The organism is Actinomadura sp. NPDC000600 (genome assembly GCF_040492135.1).
Classification (GTDB): domain Bacteria; phylum Actinomycetota; class Actinomycetes; order Streptosporangiales; family Streptosporangiaceae; genus Spirillospora.
Map to the genome: position 1 here is coordinate 105,799 of NZ_JBEUPD010000025.1, position 15,499 is coordinate 121,297.

13 protein-coding genes are annotated in these 15,499 nt (G+C 70.0%); 5 read left to right on the forward strand and 8 right to left on the reverse strand.

The features are described 5' to 3' along the window. Positions 1-58: 58 nt before the first annotated feature. From ABWI07_RS30325 to ABWI07_RS30340, 4 genes are all read right to left on the reverse strand, one after another. Positions 59-1,417, reverse strand: coding sequence for an FAD-dependent oxidoreductase (locus ABWI07_RS30325; RefSeq protein WP_149264843.1), 1,359 nt, complete (start codon positions 1,415-1,417; stop codon positions 59-61). A gap of 51 nt (positions 1,418-1,468) precedes the next feature. Next, entirely contained in the window at positions 1,469-2,962 is a 1,494-nt protein-coding gene (locus ABWI07_RS30330; protein ID WP_200842451.1) for an amino acid permease, read from the reverse strand. Positions 2,963-3,172: 210 nt separating this feature from the next. After that, positions 3,173-5,254, reverse strand: a complete 2,082-nt coding sequence (locus tag ABWI07_RS30335; RefSeq protein ID WP_235037438.1) for a 3-hydroxyacyl-CoA dehydrogenase NAD-binding domain-containing protein — start codon at positions 5,252-5,254, stop codon at positions 3,173-3,175. Then, positions 5,251-6,453: a thiolase family protein gene (locus ABWI07_RS30340; RefSeq protein ID WP_149264845.1), complete on the reverse strand. Its 1,203-nt coding sequence runs from the start codon at positions 6,451-6,453 to the stop codon at positions 5,251-5,253. Before ABWI07_RS30340 ends, ABWI07_RS30335 begins: the two co-directional genes overlap by 4 nt. Positions 6,454-6,686: 233 nt before the next feature. Between ABWI07_RS30340 and ABWI07_RS30345 the strand changes: the two genes are divergently transcribed. Next, positions 6,687-8,462 (forward strand): AMP-binding protein, encoded by a 1,776-nt coding sequence (locus tag ABWI07_RS30345; protein ID WP_353820614.1) that lies wholly within the window; start codon positions 6,687-6,689, stop codon positions 8,460-8,462. 157 nt (positions 8,463-8,619) lie between these two features. On the opposite strand, the gene ABWI07_RS30350 is transcribed toward ABWI07_RS30345, so the two are convergent. Together ABWI07_RS30350 and ABWI07_RS30355 are read right to left on the reverse strand one after the other, a co-directional pair. After that, complete coding sequence (locus tag ABWI07_RS30350) at positions 8,620-9,804, reverse strand: sensor histidine kinase (protein WP_268843311.1); 1,185 nt, start codon at positions 9,802-9,804, stop codon at positions 8,620-8,622. Then, positions 9,798-10,460 carry a response regulator transcription factor gene (locus tag ABWI07_RS30355; protein WP_149264846.1) on the reverse strand — a complete coding sequence of 221 codons (663 nt, stop codon included), beginning with the start codon at positions 10,458-10,460 and terminating at the stop codon, positions 9,798-9,800. The genes ABWI07_RS30350 and ABWI07_RS30355 overlap by 7 nt, the downstream gene beginning before the upstream one ends. Before the next feature lie 344 nt (positions 10,461-10,804). On the opposite strand from ABWI07_RS30355, the gene ABWI07_RS30360 reads away from it, so the two are divergent. From ABWI07_RS30360 to ABWI07_RS30375, 4 genes are all read left to right on the forward strand, one after another. Next, the gene (locus tag ABWI07_RS30360) at positions 10,805-11,809 is read left to right on the forward strand and encodes a hypothetical protein (protein WP_353820615.1); all 1,005 of its coding nucleotides are present in this window, start codon (positions 10,805-10,807) and stop codon (positions 11,807-11,809) included. A 13-nt stretch (positions 11,810-11,822) separates the two neighbouring features. Beyond that, positions 11,823-12,281 (forward strand): NUDIX domain-containing protein, encoded by a 459-nt coding sequence (locus ABWI07_RS30365; RefSeq protein ID WP_353820616.1) that lies wholly within the window; start codon positions 11,823-11,825, stop codon positions 12,279-12,281. Then, positions 12,278-12,916, forward strand: coding sequence for a hypothetical protein (locus tag ABWI07_RS30370; RefSeq protein ID WP_353820617.1), 639 nt, complete (start codon positions 12,278-12,280; stop codon positions 12,914-12,916). The genes ABWI07_RS30365 and ABWI07_RS30370 overlap by 4 nt, the downstream gene beginning before the upstream one ends. A 69-nt stretch (positions 12,917-12,985) precedes the next feature. Further along, positions 12,986-13,729 (forward strand): class I SAM-dependent methyltransferase, encoded by a 744-nt coding sequence (locus ABWI07_RS30375; RefSeq protein ID WP_353820631.1) that lies wholly within the window; start codon positions 12,986-12,988, stop codon positions 13,727-13,729. A gap of 128 nt (positions 13,730-13,857) precedes the next feature. Here ABWI07_RS30375 and ABWI07_RS30380 read toward each other — a convergent pair whose 3' ends face one another. Together ABWI07_RS30380 and ABWI07_RS30385 are read right to left on the reverse strand one after the other, a co-directional pair. After that, on the reverse strand, positions 13,858-14,472 hold the full coding sequence (locus ABWI07_RS30380) for a TMEM175 family protein (protein WP_353820619.1): 615 nt from the start codon (positions 14,470-14,472) through the stop codon (positions 13,858-13,860). A 57-nt stretch (positions 14,473-14,529) separates the two neighbouring features. Further along, on the reverse strand, positions 14,530-15,432 hold the full coding sequence (locus tag ABWI07_RS30385; RefSeq protein ID WP_353820620.1) for an NADP-dependent oxidoreductase: 903 nt from the start codon (positions 15,430-15,432) through the stop codon (positions 14,530-14,532). Between the last annotated feature and the right edge of the window lie 67 nt (positions 15,433-15,499).

Sequence of the window (15,499 nt, forward strand, 5' to 3'; positions counted from 1 at the left end):
CCGTAGCGTCAGCCTCACCGTCGAGTCACTAGTTTCCCGGTGGGGACTTCGCCGGGGATTACGCGGACCCCCGGCAGGCGGACCGCATCGCCTCCCAGCGGGCGAGCTTGACGCGTTCCCCTCGGTCGAGGCTGCGGGCGAGGGCGATCTCGGCGGCGTCGAGGTTCAGCCAGTCGTCGTAGGTGACGACGGGCAGCCCCCGCGACTCCAGCAGCTCCTCGATGGCCCCTTCCGGTGCCGTCTTCGCGTCCGCGAGGTCTTCCAGGAGGTTGCGGACGGTCTCGGCGGCGTCGGACTTGTTGGTCCCGACGACGCCGGACGGGCCGCGCTTGATCCAGCCGGCGACGTACTCGCGCGGGACGTAGCCGCCGTCCGGGCCGAGGATGCGGCCGCCCTCGTTCGGGACGACGAAGGAGCGCTCGTCGAACGGGACGCCCTCCAGCGGGACGCTCTGGTAGCCGACGGACCGCAGCACCATGCCGACCGGCAGCGTCTCGAACTCGCCGGTGCCGGTGACGCGGCCCGACTCGTCCAGCCGGGTCCGCTCCAGCCGGAGGCCCTCCACCCGGTCGGTGCCGAGGATCTCGGCGGGGGCGCGCCAGAACCGCACGTCGATGTGGCGGGCGCGCCCGGGGGCGGGCTCGCCCGTCCAGCCGTTCAGCACCTTGATGTTGCCGCGGACGTGCCGGTCGCTCTCGGCCAGTTCGGCGCTCGCCGGGTCGAGTTCCATGTCCTGCGGGCTGACGTGGATGCTCGCGTTGGGCAGCTCGCCCAGCTCGCGCGCCTCCTTCGTGGTGAACTTCGCCTGCGCCGGCCCGCGCCGCCCGATCATGTGGATGCGCTTCACCCGGCTCCGCGACAGCGCCTCGATCACCTGCTCGGGCACGTCGGTGTCGCGCAGCTCGGCGGCCGTCTTGGCGAGGATCCGGACGACGTCCACCGCGACGTTCCCGACGCCGACCACCGCGACCTCCTCGACCGACAGGTCGAACGCGTGGTCGGCGGCGTCGGGGTGCCCGCAGTACCAGTTGACGAAGTCGGTCGCGGCGATGCTGCCGGGCAGGTCCTCACCCGGGATCCGCATGTGCCGGTCGACCATCGCGCCGGTCGAGTAGAGGACGGCGTCGTAGCATCCGAGCAGGTCGTCGCGGGTGAGGTCGCGGCCGAGCTCGACGCACCCGAAGAACCGGACCGCCGGGTTCTCCAGCACCCGCTGCAGGTACTTGGCGATCGACTTGATGGACGTGTGGTCGGGCGCGACGCCGTAGCGCACCAGCCCGTACGGCGTCGGCAGCCGGTCGAAGACGTCCACCCGTACGTCGTCGCCGCCCTGCTTCACGAGGGCCTCGGCGGCGTAGATCCCCGCCGGGCCCGAACCGATCACCGCGACGCGCGCTGGAGAAGCCATGCGGGTCATTGTGCCCACCCGTCGGTCGAAAGGACACCGTGAGTCCCGTCACTGGGGGCGTCAGGACTTGTAGACGATGCGCTCCCCGTCCCCCCGGCGTCCCACCATGCTGTGCCGGTACCCGTACAAAGCGTAGACGACGCCGCCGATGACCATCCAGGCGAGGAACCGCAGCCAGGTCTCCACCGGCAGGTTGATCATCACGAACAGGCAGGCGAGCACGGACAGGATCGGGATGACCGGCACCCACGGCGTGCGGAACGCGCGCGGCAGGTCGGGGCGGGTGTTGCGCAGCACCACCACGGCGACCGAGACGACGAGGAAGGCGAACAGCGTGCCGATGTTGACCAGCTCGGCCAGCTCGGCGAGCGGGATGAACCCGGCGAGCACCGCGACGATCACGCCCATGATGACGGTCGCGCGGTAGGGGGTGCCGAAGCGCGGGTGCACGGCCGAGAGCCAGGGCGGCATCAGGCCGTCGCGGCCCATCGCGAAGAAGATGCGGCTCTGCCCGAGGAGCAGGATGAGCACGACGGTGGTGAGGCCGACGACCGCGCCGATGCTGATGATCGTGGCGAAGACGGGATGGCCGACGGCTTTGAACGCGTCCGCGAGCGGCGCGGCGACGCTCAGCTCGGTGTACTTCTGCATGCCGACGACGACGGTCGCGACGGCCGCGTACAGGACGGCGGTGATGACGAGGGAGCCGATGAGCCCGACCGGCAGGTCCCGCTGCGGGCGCCGCGCCTCCTCGGCCGCGGTCGCGACGATGTCGAAGCCGATGTAGGCGAAGAACACGATGGCGACGGCGGAGAAGATGCCGAGCCAGCCGTAGCTGACCGGCGCGCTGCCGGTCAGGACCTGGATCAGCGGCGCCTTGAGGCCCTCCACGCTCGGCGTCGGCTTGGACGGCGGGATGAAGGGGTGGTAGTTGGCGCCCTTGACGAAGAACAGCCCGGCGAAGATCACCAGCAGCACGATGGCCACCTTGATCGAGACGACCACCGCGTTCACCCGCGAGGAGATCTTGACGCCGAGGACGAGCAGCGCGGTCACCGCCAGCACGAGGCAGATGGCGGGGACGTTCACCGTCCCGCCTTCGCCCGGCGGGGCGGCGAGCGCCGTCGGGATCGTGATCCCGACGTCGTCCAGCAGCGAGGCGAAGTAGCCCGACCAGCCGACCGACACCACGGCCGCGCCGAGGGCCATCTCCAGGATGAGGTCCCAGCCGATGATCCAGGCGGGGAACTCCCCGATCGTGGCGTAGGAGAACGTGTAGGCCGAGCCGGCGACCGGGACGGTGGAGGCGAACTCGGCGTAGCAGAGCGCCGCGAGGCCGCACACGACGGCGGCGAGGATGAACGACAGCGCGACCGCCGGACCGGCCTTGTCCTTGGCGACCTCGCCGGTGAGCACGAAGATGCCGGTTCCGATGATCACGCCGATTCCGAAGACGGTGAGATCGAACGCCGACAGGTCGCGGCGGAGCCGGTGCTCCGGCTCCTCGGTATCCCTGATCGACTGCTCGACCGACTTCGTGCGCAGCACGTTCACGTCTCGTTGCCCCTTCGCGTCCCGGTGTCCGGTTTTCGGCATAAGGCCGACAGCCGTATGCCCATATGTGCGCGGGTTATGATCCGCCGAAACCCGTGCATGTCCGTGACGTGGGGAAACGCCGGAAAAGAGGCGTTCCGAACCGTGTTCGGAACGCCTCTCTCCGTGATGGGGGCTCCGGATCCGTCCGGGGATCCGGTCGGCCGCGGGTCAGGCGGGCAGGGAGGCGACCCCCGGCTCCAGGAAGCGACCGCCCGCGGCCCGCTCGGCGACGCCCGACCTGTCCAGGTACGGGGTGATGCCGCCGAGGTGGAACGGCCAGCCGGCGCCGAGGATCATGCACAGGTCGATGTCCTGCGCCGCCGCGACCACGCCCTCGTCGAGCATGATCCGGATCTCGTCGGCGAGCGCGGCGAGCGCCCGGTCGAGGACCTGCTCCTCGGTGGACGGGCTCGTCCCGCCGGAGAAGATCTCCACGACCTCGGGGTCGAGGGTGAAGTCGGGCAGGTACACGCCGCTCTTGCCGGCCGCGACCATCTTCGCCAGGTTGTCCGACAGCGGGAACCGGTCCGGGAAGGCCCCGTGCAGGGTCTCGTTGACGTGCAGCGCGATCGCCGGGCCGACCAGGCCCATCAGCACGAACGGCGGCATCGGCAGGCCGAGCGGGGCGGCGGCGCGCTCGGCCGCCTCGATCGGCGTGCCCTCGTCCACCGTCTTGACGATCTCGGCGAGCAGCCGCAGCAGGACGCGGTTGACGACGAATGCCGGGGCGTCCTTGACCAGGACGCACGACTTCTTCAGCGCCTTGCCCGTGGCGAACGCCGTGGCGAGGGCCGCGTCGTCGGTCCGCTCGCCGCGGACGATCTCCAGCAGCGGCAGCACCGCGACCGGGTTGAAGAAGTGGAACCCGACCACCCGCTCGGGGTGCGCGAGCCCGGAGGCCATCTCGGTGACCGACAGCGAGGAGGTGTTGGTCGCGAGGACGCACTCCGCGGAGACGTACTCCTCGACCTCGGCGAACACCTTCTGCTTGACCGACATCTCCTCGAAGACGGCCTCGATGACGAAGTCGGCGTCGGCGAACGCGTCCTTGGTCAGCGAGCCGGTGATGAGCCCCTTGAGCCGGTTGGCCTTGTCGGGGGACAGCCGGCCCTTGCCGAGCAGCTTGTCGATCTCGCCGTGCGCGTAGCCGACGCCCTTGTCCAGGCGCTCCTGGTCGAGGTCGGTCAGCACGACCGGCACCTCCAGGCGCCGCGCGAACAGCAGGGCGAGCTGCGATGCCATCAGGCCGGCGCCGACGACGCCGACCTTGGTGACCTTGCGGGCGAGCTCCTTGTCCGGCGCCCCCGCGGGCCTCTTCGCGCGCTTCTGGGTGAGGTCGAACGCGTACAGGCCGGCGCGCAGCTCGTCGCTCATGATGAGGTCCGCCAGGGCCTCGTCCTCGGCGGCGAAGCCCTCGTCGCGGGTGCGGTCCTTGGCGGCGGCGACCAGGTCCAGCGCCCGGGTGTAGGACGGGGCCGCGCCGTGCAGCTTGCCGTCCACGGTCCAGCGGGCCATCGCGACGGCGTCGTCCCACGCCTTGCCCTTGTCGACCTCGGGACGCCGGACGGTGATCTCGCCGTTCAGCACCCGGGCCGTCCAGGCCAGGGACTCCTCCAGGAAGTCGGCCGAGTCGAAGATCGCGTCGGCGATGCCCAGCTCGTAGGCCTGCGCGCCCTTGAGCATCCGGTTCTGGGACATGGGGTTCTCGATGACGACCTTGAGCGCCTTCTCCGCGCCGATCAGGTTCGGCAGCAGGTAGGTGCCGCCCCATCCGGGGACGAGGCCGAGGAACGCCTCGGGCAGCGCGAACGCCGGGACGCCGCGCGAGATCGTCCGGTAGGTGCAGTGCAGGCCGACCTCGACGCCGCCGCCCATGGCAGCGCCGTTGTAGTAGGCGAAGGACGGGACGTCCAACTCGCCGAGGCGGCGGAACACGTCGTGGCCGAGCCGGCCGATGGCCGCCGCGTCCTCGCGCCGCCGGATCAGCGGGACGCCCTTGAGGTCGGCGCCGACCGCGAAGATGAACGGCTTGCCGGTGACGGCGACGGCCGCGATGTCGTCGCGGGCGGCGACGGCGTCGAGCGCGGCGTTCAGCTCGGCGAGCCCGCCGGGGCCGAACGTGTTGGGCTTGGTGTGGTCGAAGCCGTTGTCGAGCGTGATGAGCGCGAGCGTGCCCGCGCCGTACGGCAGCGTCACATCGCGGACATGCGCGTGCGTGACGACCTCGTCCTTGAAGATGTCAGGGTTCACTTGGCGCCCTCCCAGTTCACGTTCTCCCAGAGGACGGTTCCGCCCATGCCCATGCCGACGCACATCGTCGTCAGCCCGAACCGGACGTCCGTGCGCTCCTCGAAAAGGCGGGACAGCTGGTTCATGAGCCGCACGCCGGACGAGGCGAGGGGATGGCCGAGGGCGATCGCGCCGCCCCACGGGTTCACCCGCGCGTCGTCGTCGGCGATCTTGAAGTGCTCCAGGAACGCGAGCACCTGCACGGCGAACGCCTCGTTGATCTCGATGAGGCCGATGTCGTCCATGGTCAGCGAGTTGCGGGCGAGGAGCTTCTCGGTCGCGGGGACCGGCCCGACGCCCATGACCTCGGGCTCCACACCGGCGAACGCGAAGTCGACGAGCCGCATCCGCGGCGTGAGGCCGAGCTCGCGCGCGGCGTCCTCGGCCGCGAGGAGGCAGGCGGTGGCGCCGTCGTTGAGGCCCGCGGCGTTGCCCGCGGTGACGTTGCCGTGCACGCGGAACGGGGTCTTCAGCGCGGCCAGGCTCTCCATCGTCGTGCCGGGGCGCGGAGGCTCGTCCTCGGCGGCGAGCCCCCAACCCAGCTCGGCGGACCGGACCGCGGTGGGCACCAGGTCGGGCTGGATCTTTCCGGCCGCGTACGCCTCGGCGACCTTCCGCTGGCTGCGCACCGCGTAGGCGTCGGCGCGCTCCTTGGTGATGCCGGGGAACCGGTCGTGCAGGTTCTCCGCCGTCGAGCCCATGACCAGGGCGGACGGGTCTACCAGCTTGTCGGCGAGGAACCGCGGGTTCGGGTCGACGCCCTCGCCCATCGGGTGCCGGCCCATGTGCTCGACGCCGCCCGCGATGGCGACGTCGTAGGAGCCGAACGAGATGCCGGCGCCGGTCGTGGTCACGGCGGTCATCGCGCCCGCGCACATCCGGTCGACGGCGAAGCCGGGGACGCTCTTCGGCAGCCCGGCCAGCACGGCGGCGGACCGCCCGATGGTCAGGCCCTGGTCCCCGGTCTGGGTGGTGGCGGCGATGGCGACCTCGTCCACCCGCTCGGGCGGGAGGGACGGGTTGCGGCGCATCAGCTCGCGGATCGCGCGGACGACCATGTCGTCGGCGCGGGTCTGCGCGTACAGGCCCTTGGGGCCGGCCTTGCCGAACGGCGTGCGGACGCCGTCGACGAACACGACGTCGCGTGCGGTGCGAGGCACGGGTCGTCCTCCCTGGGATGGACTCTGATGGAGGTGTCGAGCCTCGTGCCGCCCCTGCCGGCGGCACGAGTACCCGCATCAGCGATGCTACTCGCTGGTAACCCTCAATGCTACTCGTCAGTAACCACTGACGCGGTGCTCAGCGGCCGGATGCCCGCCGGCATGGGCCCTGGTGCCCTTGTTCGGTTCATGACGGATGGGTAGCGTGACCCGAAATCACCGGAGGAGGCACGGTGACCCACGCGAGGCCCGCGTACCGGCCGGGGGTGCGCCGCCGGATCGGGCACATCCGCGACCTCGCGGCGCTGCTGCTGCGCACCGGCCTGCTGTTCTCCGGCGGACCCCGCCGGCTCCTCCGGCAGCTCGGCACGCTGCGCCGCTGGGGCACCTCGCTCGCGGGGCTGGTCGCCTCCGCCGCCGCCCGCTCCCCGTCGCGCCCCGCCCTGATCGACGACGAGGGCGAGCTGACGTTCGCCGAACTGGACGAGCAGGCCGCCCGCCTCGCCGCCGGACTGCCCCTGCACGGCCCCCGCCCCCGCGTCGGCGTCCTGTGCCGCAACCACCGCGGCATGGCCCTCACCCTCCTCGCGTGCTCCCGGCGCGGAGCCGAGGTCGTGCTGCTCAACACCGGTTTCGGAACGGGCCAGATCCGCGCCGTGCTCGGCGAGCTGCGCCCCACCCTGCTCGTCGCGGACGCCGAGTTCGCGCCGCTGCTGGCGAACGTCCCGATCGCGCTGCGCCGGAACGTGCTGTGGGCCGACCGCCGGCCGCCGGCCGCGGCCCCGCTCTCGGCGCCCGTCCCCGCCGCGACGCTGCCGCCGCCCCGCACTTCCCCGGACCTCGCGCCCGTCCCCGCCGACCAGGGCGGCCCGAGCATCGAGGAGATCATCCGCTCGACGCCGCCGGCCGCCGCCGCGCCGCCGCAGATCCAGAGCCGGACGATCATGCTGAGCTCGGGGACCACCGGACGACCCAAGGGCGCCCGCCGCCCGCCCCGCCCGGGCCTGTGGCCGCTGGCCTCGGTGACGTCCCGGATCCCGCTGCGCGCCCGGCAGACCATGATCGTCGAGGCGCCGCTGTTCCACACCTGGGGCTACGCCGCGCTGCAGATGGCGTGGGCGCTGCGTGCGCCGGTCGTCCTGCACCGCCGCTTCGACCCCGAGCAGACGCTGCGGACGATCGCCTCCTACCGCGACGTCACGGTGTTCGCCGTCCCGGTCATGCTGCAGCGGGTCCTCGACCTGGCACCCGAGGTCCGCGCCGAGTACGACACGTCCTCGCTGCGGATCGCGGCGCTGGGCGGCTCCGCGCTGCCCGGCGACCTCGCCACCCGGTTCATGGACGCGTTCGGCGACCGGCTCTACAACATCTACGGCTCCACCGAGGCGTCCTGGGTGTCCATCGCGACCCCGCGCGAACTGCGGCTCGACCCGCGCACCGCCGGGCGCCCGCCCCGCAACACCTCGCTGGCGATCCTCGACGACGAGGGCCGCCGGGTGGGCCGCTCCACCCGCGGGCACATCTTCGCCGCGAACGAGCTGCTGTTCGAGGGCTACACCGGCGGCGAGCCGATGGAGGTCCGCGACGGGCTGCTCGCCACCGGCGACCTCGGCCACATCGACCACCGCGGCCTGCTGTTCGTGGACGGCCGCGGCGACGGCATGATCGTGTCCGGCGGCGAGAACATCGTCCCCCGCGACGTGGAGGACGCCCTGCTGCGGATGCCGGAGATCCGCGAGGTCGCGGTCACCGGCGTGTCCGACCCCGAATGGGGGCAGCGCCTCGCCGCGTACATCGTCCTGCGGCCCGGCGCGAGGCTCGACGCCGACGCCGTGCGCGCCTACGTGCACGCGCAGGTCGCCCGGTACGCGGTGCCCCGCGACGTGTACTTCATCCCCGAGCTGCCGCGCAACGCCACCGGCAAGGTCGTGCACCGCTGGCTGACCGCCCGCCCCGACCGGCCCGAGCCCGAGGGCCGCGTCGCGTGGCCGCAGCCCCCGCTGCGTTGATTCACTCCCGGCCCACTTCGCTCGCCTTGCGGCTCGCTACGTGACCGGGCCTGGGCGAACGCGGCATCGCTTCGCGATCTGCCCGGTTCCGCTCGCCTCCGGCTTCGCTCCACCGGCCAGGTCACGCGTTCGCGTGCGTGGCCGATCGAAGCAGGCCCTAGGCGGCGAGGACGGGGCCGGCGGACGTCGGCAGCCGGACCGTGATCGACAGGCCGCCGTCCGGCCGCGGGACGGTGTCGACCGCGCCGCCGTGCGCGCCGACGACCGCCCGCACGATCGACAGGCCGAGGCCCGCGCCGTCCTTCGACCCCGTCCGGTCCGCGCGCAGCCGCCGGAACGGCTCGAAGATCGTCGCCACCTCGTAGGACGGCACGGGCCGCCCCGTGTTGACCACCCGCAGGAACGCCTCGCCGTCCCGGACGCCCGTGCTCACCCAGATCCGCCCGTCCCGCACGTTGTACTTCACGGCGTTCTCCAGCAGGTTCACCGCGCACCGCTCCAGCAGCACCGGGTCGCCGGCCACCGCGGCCGGGCCGAGCCGCGCCTCGACGTCCACGGCCGCCTCCTCCGCCTGCCCCTCGACCTGGTCGAGCGCGCTGCGCACCACGTCCTCCAGCGGCGTCTCGGCCCGGGTCGCCAGCTCCCGCTCGGACTTCGCGAGCAGCAGCAGCCCCTCGATGAGCCGCTCGTGGCGCGCGGTGTTGCCGAGCAGGACGTCCGCGAGCGCCCTGGTCTCCGGTGGGCTCCGGCGGCTCGCCAGCGCGACTTCCAGCACCGTCCGGTTGATGGTCAGCGGCGTGCGCAGCTCGTGCGAGGCGTTCGCGACGAACCGGCGCTGGGCGTCGAACGCGCGGTTCAGCCGGTCCAGCATCCGGTCGAAGGTGTCGGCCAGGTCCTTGATCTCGTCCTGCGGGCCGTCCAGCGCGATCCGCTCGTGCAGGTTGCTCTCCGACAGCCGCCGCGCCGTCGCGGTCACCGTGTGCAGCGGCCGCAGCATCCGCCCCGCCACCACGTACCCGATCACGACGGCCAGGACGCCGAGCACCAGCATCGTCACCAGGGAGCTCTGCAGCAGCTGCTCCAGGACGTCGTGCTTCTGCCGGGCCAGCTCCCGGTCGGCGTCAGCCTTCAGCTTCACCAGCTCGCTGACGTCGCCGTTGATGGCCAGCGCCCGCAGCCGCGTGATCGTCGTCGCGTCCACGCTCTGCCGCGACGTGAACCGGTTGTCCATCGTCCTGACGGTCAGCAGGTACGTCACCGCGACCAGCGCGGCCGACGTGACGAGGAACAGCGACCCGTACACCAGCGTGAGCCGCGTCCTGACGCTCAGCCTCTTCACCATGCCTCCAGCCGGTACCCGGACCCGGTCACCGTCTCGATCACCGGCGGCTGCCCGAGCTTGCGCCGCAGCGTCGCCATCGTGACCCGGACGATGTTGCTGAACGGGTCGATGTTCTCGTCCCACGCCCGCTCCAGCAGCCGCTCGGCGCTCACCACGCCGCCCTCCGCCCGCAGCAGCTCCTCCAGCACGGCGAACTCCTTGTTCGTCAGCCGCAGCTCCCGCCCGTCCCGCGCGGCCTTCCGCCGGTACGGGTCGAGCCGGATGCCCCGCCCCTCAAGGACGGGCGGCACCGGCGGCCCCGACCTGCGCGCCAGCGCCCGCACCCGCGCCACCAGCTCGCCGAACACGAACGGCTTCGGCAGGTAGTCGTCGGCGCCGAGCGACAGCCCGTCCACCCGGTCGTCGACGTCCCCGGACGCGGTCAGCATGAGGATCCGCGCGCGGCTCCGCCGCCCCACCAGCTCCCGGCACACGTCGTCGCCGTGGACCATGGGCAGGTCCCGGTCGAGGACCACCACGTCGTACTCGTTGTACGAGGCCCGCTCCAGCGCGGCGTCGCCGTCGTAGACCACGTCGACGGCCATGGCCTCGTCCCGCAGTCCCTCGGCGATCGTGTCCGCGAGCACCCGCTCGTCCTCGACGATCAGTACACGCATGCCGCCGAGCATGCCGCCCCGAGGGTTAAACCCCGATAAGCCGCACCGGATCTGAGTGGACCGGCCAAGGCCCGAGGCACCCGTGCGTGTATGAGGTCTGCCAGCTGCGGCAGACCCGCCACTCCCGCCGGTACCCGCGGTGCCGTCCCGATGGAGCGATCCAGCATGTCCCACTGGGGCGGACGCGGCGGTCCTCGGTGTCATTTCGTTTCACCGATCGGGCCGAACCATACCGAAGGCCTGCATTCTCTGGACTTTGATCAGATGGCGCGCCATACTCGCGCGTACTGGCGCCCACGGACCTGGCCGAGTGAAATGAGGCACTCGATGCGAATGGCGAGCTGATGCCACCGGTGCGCTCATTGCTCAAGAAACCCCCCAAGCCGCAGAAGGCTCCCTACCTCTACGCTCTAGCCCTGACATTCGCCACAGGCGCCCTCCTCGCCCTGGTGCTGATATTTCTTGATGATTCTACGACGACCAGGGTCAAATTAGCTCAGATCGGGACGGGACTCGCCGCTTCGATCATGTTCGCCGTCATATATACTGTGCTCGGCAACCGAGAATACGCGGAGCTTATCCGCAAGGAGATCGCGACCCAGTTAGTCGATCACCATGTCACCATGTTAGAGCAGATAACGCAATTGAACGAGCTTTTCCTGCCTCGCAGCATCTATCCTCCGGCGGCGGGATTCGACCAGCGCTTCAATCGCGATCTCATCTCGGATATTTGCAGTTCCCGCGAGTACATCGTACGATCCACCAGCGCCAAGTACGTTCCCGCCCGGATCCGGCATTGCGATCACAACCTCGAGGTCGTCCGGGTTCTCATGGTCGACCCGCGAGACCGGCTCGCCATCGAGGCGCGCGCCCAGGACCGCCGCAAGAGGCCGGAGGAGGCCGGGCGCGATCTGTCGAGCATCAAACACCAGATCAAGAGCGAGATCCTCAGCTCGGTGGTGGCGCTCTTCGACTCCCGTGAGCACTGCGAAGTCGAAGTGGGCGTGGTGGCCGGCACGTCGGCACTGCGCATCGAACTTGTGGATGATGCGATCTACACAGCGCTCTACCGATCCCCTGAATCTCTCCGGAGCATGCACCCCGAGACAGTGCGCTACGGCAAGAGCAGCCAACTGTACGAGATATTCAAGGATGAATGCAGGCGCCAACTGCGCTGGGCGCAGCCGATCAAGAGATTCACCTCGGGAGACGACGACGACGTGCTGTTGGCCTACCTCGCCGGGATCGGCTTTTCGGCGTTGGAGTCGGCAGACCTGGCGCGCATACGCGAGGACTATGAGAAGTTCATCGCGAACTACGCGACCGAAATCAAGAAGATTGGCAGATAGGATGCCGGAGGCAATGAAACTCCTGGCCCAGGAGTCGCGGGCCGAGCGGTTCAATTTCGTGGTCGCCGCAGTGGCGGTCTACGAAAAGAAGTTTCTCATACTGAAAAGAAGTTCGAACGAAGACCTGCTGCCCGGCGTATGGGCCCTGCCTGGAGGGAGCGTCAACTTTCTCGAAGATGTCGAAGACGCGGTTCGCCGTGAACTCCGGGAGGAGACCGGACTGCGTGGCGAGGTTACGGCGCTGATCGGGCACTCGTCGTTTCGGAGCACGATCCCTGGAACCGAAGTGCGTCTCCATAACGTGCAGCTGAACTTCTTGATGACCGTGCACAGCGCGGACGTCGTCCTGGAATCGCGCAATCACACCGAGTACCGGTGGATGCCCTTCAAGAAGCAAAGCCTGTGTGTGCTGGACGAATTTACACAGAAGATCGTCGAATCTGCCATCGCTTTCCAAGGAGACGTTCGATGAAAAGTGCTCCTCATTTATCTCTGAGCGGTTTCGGAGAATTCCTCGACCGGCTCCACGAGGTGCGATGGAGCCCGCCCGAACTCGTTCCCGCAGGCGTGGTGAGCCTCCTCGCCGGTCTTCGTGACCGCCCCTGGATACTCCGCGACGAGGTCACGGCATGGGCGTCGGGGGACCTGGAACTCCGAGGGATGAAGAGCCGCGACACCTCCACGCACTACAAGTGGTTCATCGACCGCGCGGAATCGTCCGGATGCCGTGTCTGGCTCCACCAGTACAAACCGCAGGACGCACGGGCGCGAGGATATGCGGTGGTCCCGCACAATCACCGTTACTCGTTCGCATCGATCATCCTGCGCGGCGGGTTCACACACCATCGCTTCCAACGGCGAGGCGAGCATGTGGAGGAAGACCTTCGGCGGCGCGAGGTGTTCCGCGCCAGCAAGATCTACACGCTCACGTACGACGAGATACACAGTCTCAGCGACATATCGGACCGCACGATGACCCTGGTGGTGGAGAGTCCCGTGATCCGGAACTACAGTGAAGCCTTCTACAACGAAACCGGCAAGCCGAAGAAGTTCGACGACATGGTGGCTTTGTACCCGTCTATAAAGCAGACCGTTGACGCACTCTGATCCGTCAGAAGCCGCGGCGTCCGAATGACCGGAGCATCACCCGCCGACGTTCTGCGTCGCGCCCTCGAGATGTGGGTGTGGAGTCCTGGAAAGGCCCTCTTCCGGAGCCAGGAGGCCATCCTCTTAGGGGACGAGACGCTTCCGACCCCATCCGTCGATCTCGGTTGCGGAAACGGTGAATTCGCCACTCTGCTGCCCATGCGCATCACATTCGGCCTGGACGCCGACCTCGATCGCTGCCGTGCCGCCGCACGGGGCCATGTCTACGACCGGGTCCTGTGCGCAGACTTGAAGCGCCTGCCCTTCGGTGACGGACGACTGCGGTCCGCGATCTCGAACTCGGTCCTGGAGCATGTCGATGCCCCGATTGTCGCATTGACTGAAATTCACCGGGTGCTGGCGTCGGGAGGAAGTCTGCGACTCACCGTGCCGACCCCGCGGAAACGCGAGTGGCTCTACTTCAGCGAGTATGCGTCGGCGTCCCGTGATGCGGAGTTGGCGGAGCGGTACCGGAGGCTTTTCGATGCTCGATGGAACCATCGGCGGTACTACGAAGCCGAAGACCTTCACAACCTCCTGCGGAACTGCGGGTTCCGCGATATCGAGATCACCGAATACGAACCCCGCGGCCACTCTCAGCTTTCCGACATGCTGTCCAGCGTCAGGATCCAGGAGATCGCCTACGGTGACGCACCGATCGACGGCCTGGTGAAGGCGGCCTGGCGCGGCCGGCTTTACGAACTCCTGCTTCCCATCCTGTCCGCCCCGGCAGAGGCCCCGGGTGCCGGGCTGTTCTGTATAGCCGTCAAGTAAGGCCCCCTTCGAGCCTGCCGACCGGTGTCGGCCCGGTCCCGGAGCCGGCGCCCGAGCAGAGGCGAGGGGCGGGTCGTGGAGTCGGTGGCGCAGCGTCCAGTTCCCGGGCCGCCGGCCCCCGGAGGGCGTCAGACGCCGGCGAGTCTCCACAGCCTGTCGACCGGGGCTTGCGCGAAGAGCAGCAGCAGCGCGAAGTAGGAGATGCCGGGGAAGGCCGCGACCACGGCCAGGCCCACGGCGAGCAGCGCCACGTTCGACAGCGCGCCCCGGACCGACTCGATCGTCGGCGGATCGAACTCCAGCGCGACGTCGGGGTCGCGGTAGGAGATCACCGTCAGCGCGGTCTGGAGGACGCACGCGACGAGGATGTTCCCGATGTACAGCATCACCGTGAAGCGGTCGTCCCCCGGATAGGAGGCGGCCATCTCCGTCGGGAACGGCAGGACCACGATGGCCAGCAGCCATCCCGTGTTCACCAGCATCAGCGCCCGCGTGTAGCCGCCGATGTGCTCGAACACCCGGTGGTGGACGAACCACAGCCGGATGATCACCACGAAGCTGAGGGCGAAGCTCCCGATCTGCGCCCAGTGCCCGGTGATCACCTCGACCGACCGCTGGTGCGCGCCGACCGCCTCCGGCACCACGTCGACCAGCGGCAGCACCAGAAGCGTCACGGCGATCGCCACGACAGCGTCGGTGAACAGAACAAGCCGGTCAGGATCCCGAGACACCGCCCGCGCCATAACTCAGGACCCTACAGCGGCGGCCTTCATCGTCCCAGCTCCGCGCGCGTCCCCGCGTCAGCCGACCAGCAGCACGAGCTTCCCGCGCACCTTCCCGCCCTCGCCGGCGCGGTGCGCATCCGCGACGTCGGCGAGCGGGAAGGTCCACACGGTCGGCGGCGAGAAGCGCCCCGCCTCGATCAGCGGCCCGATCTCGCCGAGCACGTGGACCGCGCGGCCGGCGTCCCCGCGGCTGAACCGCACCCCGTGCTCCCGGGCGCCGACGAAGTCGGCGACCGTGACGACGCGCTCCGCATCGCCGGCGAGCCCGATCAGCTCGCGCAGCACCCCGTTCCCGGCGACGTCGAGCGCCAGGTCGACGCCGTCCGGCGCCAGCGCGCGCACCCGCTCGACGAGCCCCTCGCCGTAGACGACCGGCTCGGCCCCCAAAGAGCGCAGGTACTCCTGGTTCCCCGGGCCGGCGGTGCCGAGCACACGCGCGCCGCGCACCACGGCGAGCTGGACCGCGGCGCCGCCGACGCTCCCGGACGCGCCGTTGACGAGCAGCGTCGCGCCGTCCCCGACGCCGAGCTGGTCGAGCGCGCGCGTGGCCGTCTCGATGGCCGCCGGCAGCGCCGCGGCGCCGGCGAAGTCGAGCGAGGGCGGAATCGGCGCGTAGTGGGACAGCACCGCCAGCTCGGCCTGGGCCGCCCCTTCGACACAGAAGCCGAACACGCGATCGCCGACGGCCGCGTCCGCCGCACCCTCGCCGATCTCGTCGACGACCCCCGCCGCCTCGTACCCCAGTGTCTGCGGGAGCTCCGGATCCATCTGCCCCTGGCGCTTCTTCCAGTCGCTCGCGCTCACCCCGGCCGCCCGGACCGCGATCCGGACCTGCCCGGGCCCCGGATGAGGATCGGGCATGTCAACGAGCCCCAATACCTCGGGACCGCCGAACCGGTCGAAACGAACGGCCTTCATTGTGTGCTCCGTTCCAGCCCCCGCGGGCATGCGTCGTCGGCTCCGGTCGACCAGCGAATCAGACCCC